The 6,681-nt window shown below is 70.6% G+C and carries 5 protein-coding genes and 1 pseudogene; 5 read left to right on the top strand and 1 reads right to left on the bottom strand.

The features are described 5' to 3' along the window. Together RIF93_RS17595 and RIF93_RS17590 are read left to right on the top strand one after the other, a co-directional pair. Nucleotides 1-1,776, top strand: a 1,776-nt coding sequence (locus tag RIF93_RS17595) for a TonB-dependent receptor domain-containing protein (protein ID WP_309092751.1), incomplete at its 5' end; no start/stop codon positions are given. A gap of 154 nt (nucleotides 1,777-1,930) precedes the next feature. Further along, nucleotides 1,931-3,040, top strand: coding sequence for a response regulator (locus RIF93_RS17590; protein ID WP_309092750.1), 1,110 nt, complete (start codon nucleotides 1,931-1,933; stop codon nucleotides 3,038-3,040). A gap of 69 nt (nucleotides 3,041-3,109) precedes the next feature. Here the strand turns inward: RIF93_RS17590 and RIF93_RS17585 are convergent, their stop codons facing one another. Continuing rightward, nucleotides 3,110-4,306 carry a Xaa-Pro peptidase family protein gene (locus RIF93_RS17585; RefSeq protein WP_309092749.1) on the bottom strand — a complete coding sequence of 399 codons (1,197 nt, stop codon included), beginning with the start codon at nucleotides 4,304-4,306 and terminating at the stop codon, nucleotides 3,110-3,112. A 54-nt stretch (nucleotides 4,307-4,360) separates the two neighbouring features. Between RIF93_RS17585 and RIF93_RS17580 the strand changes: the two genes are divergently transcribed. The 3 genes and pseudogenes from RIF93_RS17580 to RIF93_RS17570 form a co-directional block, all read left to right on the top strand. Beyond that, the gene (locus RIF93_RS17580) at nucleotides 4,361-5,272 is read left to right on the top strand and encodes an aminotransferase class IV (protein ID WP_309092748.1); all 912 of its coding nucleotides are present in this window, start codon (nucleotides 4,361-4,363) and stop codon (nucleotides 5,270-5,272) included. After that, nucleotides 5,269-5,988 carry a hypothetical protein gene (locus RIF93_RS17575; RefSeq protein ID WP_309092747.1) on the top strand — a complete coding sequence of 240 codons (720 nt, stop codon included), beginning with the start codon at nucleotides 5,269-5,271 and terminating at the stop codon, nucleotides 5,986-5,988. The genes RIF93_RS17580 and RIF93_RS17575 overlap by 4 nt, the downstream gene beginning before the upstream one ends. A 100-nt stretch (nucleotides 5,989-6,088) precedes the next feature. Next, nucleotides 6,089-6,681, top strand: a pseudogene (locus RIF93_RS17570) (endonuclease); the annotation flags it as partial.

Genomic DNA, 6,681 nt, shown 5'->3' with positions numbered 1-6,681 from the left:
GACATCTTCGTGCGCTACAACCGGTCGAGCTGGGACGACACCATGGGCGTGGGCGACCGCCTCGCCAACCTGACGACGCCGTACGACACCACCCGCATCTTCGGCCCCATCGGCCAGCTGCAGGTGAACCCGCAGTTCGGCTACGCGACGCCCAACCCGGGCGTCGAAGATCCGTACGTGATGAACACCAACACGGACGGCTACGGCCAGCTGCGCGGCAACCACGTCATCACGACGACCGTCAGCTACGACCTCGGCTTCGCCGACCTGAAGTACATCGGCGGCTTCCAGCAGTACAATTACCAGACCGGCGGCGACTACGATAACACCAGCCGAACCACGGCGATCACCGTGCCCGGCATGGCGGTCCCCTACTTCCCGACCCAGACCACCGACTTCAACGAGCACAAGCGCTACTACTCCAACGAGATCAACCTGACCTCGAACGGCGACGGGCCGCTGCGCTGGATCCTCGGCGTCTACCAGTATCAGGAAGAGTATCGTCAGCGGATCCAACTCGCGAACCCGAACCAGGCTCAGCTGGCGGCGCCGCTCACCTTGACGGGCGTTCCGGCCACCCCGAACCCGCTGCGCAACTTCGCCGACAGCCAGGCCACCCTGAACTCCAAGGCGTTCGCCGTCTTCGGCCAGGCCACCTACGAGCTGAACGACCAGTTCGCGGTGACGGCCGGCCTTCGCTACACCAAGGACAAGAAGAGCGGGACGGAGTTCCAGCGCCTGGTCATCCAGTCGCCGGCCCTGCCTGGCTTCGGCGCCGTCGCCTACGACGTCTCCAGCGACATGGATCCGAACACCGCGGGCGTGCAGAACTTCCGCGCGCTCAAGGACAGCTGGGACGCCGTCACCGGCGTGCTGAACCTGGACTGGACGCCCGACGCCGACACCCTGGGCTACGCCAAGTACAGCCGCGGCTATAAGTCGGGCGGCTTCCTGCTGGGCACGCTGGCGCCCGATCCGCAGGCCGACCAGGAGCAGGTCGACGCCTTCGAGATCGGCCTGAAGAAGACCATCGCGGGTCAGCTCCAGATCAACGCCGCCGCCTTCTACAACGACTACAAGGACATGCAGCTGAACCTGTCGCAGCTGAACGCGGCGGGCACGGCGGCTTCGAACAACTTCGTCAACGTCGACGCCGAGGCCTACGGGCTGGAGCTGGAAGCCATCTGGCGGCCGATCGACAACCTCGACCTGTCGGCCAGCTACGGCTATCTGCACACCGAGATCACCTCGGGCTGCTGCTTCTACGATCCGGCCGATCCGGGCGCCCGCGACCCGAACGCCACGCCCTCCGGCGGGTCCGCCAATTCGAACGGCACGGCCCTGGTCTTCCAGACGCTGAAAGGCTCGCGGATCTACCAGTCGCCGAAGCACAAGTTCGCCGGCAACGCGAACTACACCTTCGAGTTCGGGCCAGGGAACCTGATCCTGTCGGCCACCTACACCTGGACCGACGAGACCTACTACCAGCCGTTCAAGAGCGAGGCGAACCGGGTCAAGGCCTACGACGTCACCGACTTCCGGGTGCTCTGGAACGACGCCGACGACCGCTACACCGTCATCGGCTTCGTCAAGAACGCCTTCGACAACCGCGGCTTCACCTCGAACGGCTCGACGACGCCCACGGCGATCTTCGACAGCCCGCCGAATCCGCAGCTCCCCACGGCTCCCGGCAGCCTGGTCCAGACCCGCACCGCCATCACGCGCGGCCTGATCCAGCCGCGCACCTACGGCGTGGAGCTGCAGTACCGCTTCTAAGTTCGGCGTTTCCTCCCAGATACGCCTTCCTGGGCGGCGGACCTTCGGGTCCGCCGCCTTTCTTTTTATTCGACTACGAGTTGCGCAATTTAACCTGTGGGCAAGTCGCCGCCCGGATGATGCCGCGCAAGTCCTTCCCAGCGCCACGGCGGCCATGTCCCTGCCCGAGTTCTTCTTCGAGCGCGTCAGTGCCGACCTCCGCCAGCAGCTGGAAGGCGTGCAGGCGCTGGCCGACCGCTTGACCGAACGCCGCCTCGCCCCCGACGCCCAGGCCTGCGCGGAAGGCATCGCCGAGGCCGCCGAGGGCCTCCGTCGCCTGCTGGCCAATGCGCTTCAGCTGCGCGCCGCCGCCGCCGAGGCGCCCACCCTGGCCATCGCCCCCGTCCGCCTGCGCGAGCTGGCCGACGCGCTGCAGGACACCTGGACGGCCAAGGCCGCCGGCGCCGGCGTCACCCTGCTCGTGTCCTACGACGGCGATCCCGAGGCCTCCGCCCTGGCCGACCGCGAGCGCCTGCTGCAGGTGTTCGACGGCCTGATCGGCGAGGCGGTCGGCGCCCGCAGCCGCGGCGCCGTCGAGGTCACCCTGCGCGCCGCCGCCGGCCCCGCCGGCGTCCAGCTCGAGGGTCTCGTCCGCGCCGTGCGCGACGCGGAGTGGGAAGGCCTGGACCTCGAGCGCCGCATCCGCGCCATCGACGCCCGCCTGGGCCTGGAGGCCGCCATGGCCGCCATGCTGGCCCGCCACGTCCTGGGCGCCATGGGCGGCCAGCTGCGGCGCGAGACCGGCGCCGGCGCTTCCGAAACGCTCGCCTTCGACGTGCAGCTCGCCCACGCCCCCGTCGCCGAAGCCCCGCACCAGGCCGCCCCGCGCGCCGCCCACGTCCTGGTGGTCGACGACAACGCCACCAACCGCATGGTCGCCCAGTCGCTGGTCGAGATGTTCGACTGCACCTCGGAAGCCGCCGAGGACGGGCTGGAAGCGATCGACGCCGTCCGCACCGGCCGCTTCGACCTCGTGCTCATGGACATCCGCATGCCCCGCATGGACGGCGTGGCCGCCACGCGGGCCATCCGCGCGCTGGCCGGCCCGATCGCCCGCATCCCGATCATCGCGCTCACCGCCAACGCCGACCCCGACGACGCGGCCGGCTACATCGCCGCCGGCATGAACGCCGTCGTCGAGAAGCCGATGAAGCCCGAACAACTGCTCGAGGCGCTCAACGCGACCCTCGCCGCCGCCGAGAGCGCCGCCGAGACCGCCGCCTGAGCGGCCCAGGTGTTCAGGTCCGCCTTGCTGCGTCCGCCTGCGCCGAGCGCCGGCCCCTGATGCCCGTCCTCAGACCGGCCGGTCGATCGCCGGCTGCGGCTCGGTGAACCAGGCGGCGCCGGTTTCGGTCACGTGGAAGTGGTCCTCCAGCCGGATGCCGAAGGCGCCGGGCATCACGATCATCGGCTCGTTCGAGAAGCACATGCCGGGCTGCAGCGGGGTCCTGTCGCCGCGCACCAGGTAGGGCGCCTCGTGAACGGACAGCCCGATGCCGTGGCCGGTCCGGTGCGGCAGGCCCGGCAGCCGGTAGTCGGGCCCGAAGCCTTCCGCCTCCAGCACGCGGCGCGCCACGGCGTCGATCTCCTCGCAGGGGACGCCCGGCTTCACGGCGGCGAAGGCCGCGGCCTGGGCCTTCTTCTCGATCTCCCAGATGCGGACCATCTCCTGGGTGGGCGCCCCGAAGACGTAGGTGCGGGTGATGTCCGAGTTGTAGCCCTGGACGCGACAGCCGGTGTCGATCAGCACCAGGTCGCCGTCCTTCAGCGTCTGCTCGCCCGGCAGGCCGTGCGGATAGGCCGACGCTTCGCCGAACTGCACGGCGCAGAACGATGAGCCGTCGTCGGCGCCCAGCGCCCGATGCGCCTGGTCGATGAAGCGGCGCACCTCGGCCGTGGTGATCCCCTCGCGCAGGATGCGCGCGGCGCGCCGGTGGACCTCCAGGGTCATGGCCTTGGCCTGGGCCATCAGCGCCAGCTCGGCGGCCGACTTCACCATCCGGCAGCCGTCGATCACCGCCTCGGCGCTGGTCATCTCCACGCCGGGCGCGGCGATCCGCAGCCGGTCGAACATGACGAACGTGAGGGCCGGGTCCACCGCCAGGCTCCGGGCGCCCAGGTCGTGCAGCACTTGGCCCGTCAGGTCGTAGGGGCTCTCGTGCTCCTCCCACAGCCGCAGGGCCGCCTCGATGCCGAGGGAGGCAAGCAGCGAGCCCTCCTCGAACCGCGGACAGATCATGATGGGCTCTCCCGAGCGCGGCAGCACCATGGCCACCAGCCGCTCGGTCGCGCTCCAGCCCACGCCTGCGAAGTAGCGCAGCGAGGCGCCGGCCCCGACGATCATCGCGTCCGCGCCGATCCCGGCCATCAGCCCCTGCGCCTTGGCGAGCCGCGCCTCGCGCTCCTCGCGCGTGATCGGCGCCGCCGGGTGCGGCCACGGCGCCAGCTCCGCCAGCTCCCGTTCCGCCGTCGATCCGCCGATGAACGCCATCACGCGCACTCCTTCGCTCTTGGCCACACTCTAGCGCTGCCTCTAGGGTGCGCCATGCCCGGAAGCCAGGATTTCGCCGCCGACCCGCGCAACGCGGACCTGAAGATCTACGTCAACGGCGAGCTCGTCCCGCGCGACCAGGCAAAGGTCTCGATCTTCGACGCCGGCTTCGTCCTGGGCGACGGCGTCTGGGAGGGCCTGCGCCTTCACAAGGGCCGCCTGCTGTTCCTGGAGGCCCACTTGGATCGCCTCTACCGGGGCCTGAGAGACATCGCCCTCGACATCGGGCTTTCGCCGGCCGAGCTCACCGCCGAGATCCAGCGCACCCTCGACGCCAACGGCATGGAGGACGGCGCCCACCTGCGCCTGATGGTGACGCGCGGCGAGAAGGCGGCCGTGAACCAGGATCCGCGCAACTGGCTGGGCAGGCCCACCATCGTCATTACCGCCGAGTACAAGCAGCCGTCGCCCCAGATCGTCACCCGCGGGCTGTCGCTCGTCACCTCGTCGATCCGCTGCACCCCGGCCGAGATGTTCGACATGCGGCTGAATTCGCACAGCCGGCTGAACCTGATCCGCGCCCTGATCGACGTGATGGACAAGGGCGGAGACGAGGCCCTGATGCTGGACCCGCACGGTTTCGTCTCCAGCTGCAACGCCACCAACTTCTTCTGGGTGCGCGACGGCGAGGTGCGTACGTCCAGGGGCGACTACTGCTTCAACGGGGTGACGCGCGCGAACGTCATCGCGCTTTGCGAGGAGGAGGGCCTGCCGCTCGTGCTCGGCGACTTCCCGCTGGAGGACGCCCAGGCCGCCGACGAGGCCTTCGTCACCGGCACCTTCGGCGGGCTGACGCCGGTGCGCGAAATCGACGGCCGCCCACTGCCCGCCGCCCTGCCCGGCCCGGTCACGACGCAGCTCCGCGCGGCGTACGAGCGCCTCAAGGACCGGGACGCCGGCGCATGACCGTCCGCATCGCCATGTGGTCGGGGCCGCGCAACATCTCGACCGCCATGATGCGCAGCTTCGAGAACCGGCCGGACTGCGCCGTCGTCGACGAGCCGTTCTACGCCGCCTATCTCGCCAGCACCGGCCTGGACCACCCCATGCGCGAGGAGGTCCTGGCGTCCCAGCCGACGGAGTGGCGGGACGTGGTGGCGGGCCTGGAGCGACTGGACGCGCCCGTCGTCTACGAGAAGCAGATGGCCCACCACATGCTGGACGGCTTCGGCCTCGACTGGACCGCCGCCCGCGTGAACGCCTTCCTGATCCGCGAGCCCGCCGAGGTGCTGGCCTCCTACGTGCAGAAGCGCGGCGAGGTCACGCTGGACGACATCGGCGTCGTCCGGCAGCGCGAGATCTTCGAGGGCGAGGCCGACCGCCTGGGCCGCGCCCCGCCGGTCGTCCGCGGCCAGGACGTGCTGGCCGATCCGCCGCGCATCCTCGCCCGCCTGTGCGACGCGCTCGGCATCGCCTTCGATCCCGCCATGCTGAGCTGGCCCGCCGGTCCCCGCGACAGCGACGGGGTCTGGGCGCCGGCCTGGTACGACAGCGTCGAGCGCTCCACCGGTTTCGAGACGCCCCGTCGTCCCGAGTACCCGCCCCTGCCCGACGATCTGCGCCGCGTCGCCGACCAGGCGCGGCCGCACTACGAGGCCATGGCCGCGCACCGGTTGGGCTGAAACAGCCCTGACGTAACCGCGTCATTCGGGCGTCACCGACTCCCCCCAAGAGAGCCCCGCCGTCACGAATTGGGACGGTGGAAGCGTCGGAGCCGATCCGATGGTTGGGATCACCGCGGTGCTGCCCGTAGCGGCGCTCATCGCCGCCGCGCCGGGTCCTCCGGCGCACGAGATCAGCGTTCTCACCTACAACGTGAAGGGCCTGCCTTGGCCGGTGGCGGCGGGGCGGCGCGATGCGCTGCTGGCGATTGGCGACGAGCTGGCGGCGCTGCGGGCGAAAGGCCGCCAGCCCGACGTCGTGCTCATACAGGAAGGCTTCCGGGGCGAGATGGCCGCGCTGCTGAAGCGGAGCGGCTACCGTCACTGGGCCCAGGGACCCCAGCGCGGCTGGCGCAACCTGGCCGGAGGCGGGCTGTATGTGCTGAGCGACCTGCCCATCGAGGACGCCGTCAGCCAGGCCTTCCGGGCGTGCGCCGGCTACGACTGCCTGGCGGCGAAGGGTGTCATGCTCGTGACGCTGCGCCTTGACGACGGCAGCCGGCTCGCCGTCGTCAACACCCCCCTGACCGCGCGGCGCAGGAGCGGCGCGCCGCCGGAGCAGGCGCACCGCGCCCATCTGCGTCAGCAGGACGAACTGCGGGCCTTCCTCGATCGCCACCGGCCCAACGACGCCGCGGTGGTCCTGGGCGGCGA

It is taken from the genome of Phenylobacterium sp. (assembly GCF_031181185.1).
Taxonomy (GTDB): Bacteria; Pseudomonadota; Alphaproteobacteria; order Caulobacterales; family Caulobacteraceae; genus Phenylobacterium.
Note: the sequence above shows the minus strand (reverse complement) of the source record. Positions and strands in the feature narration are given on the sequence as shown.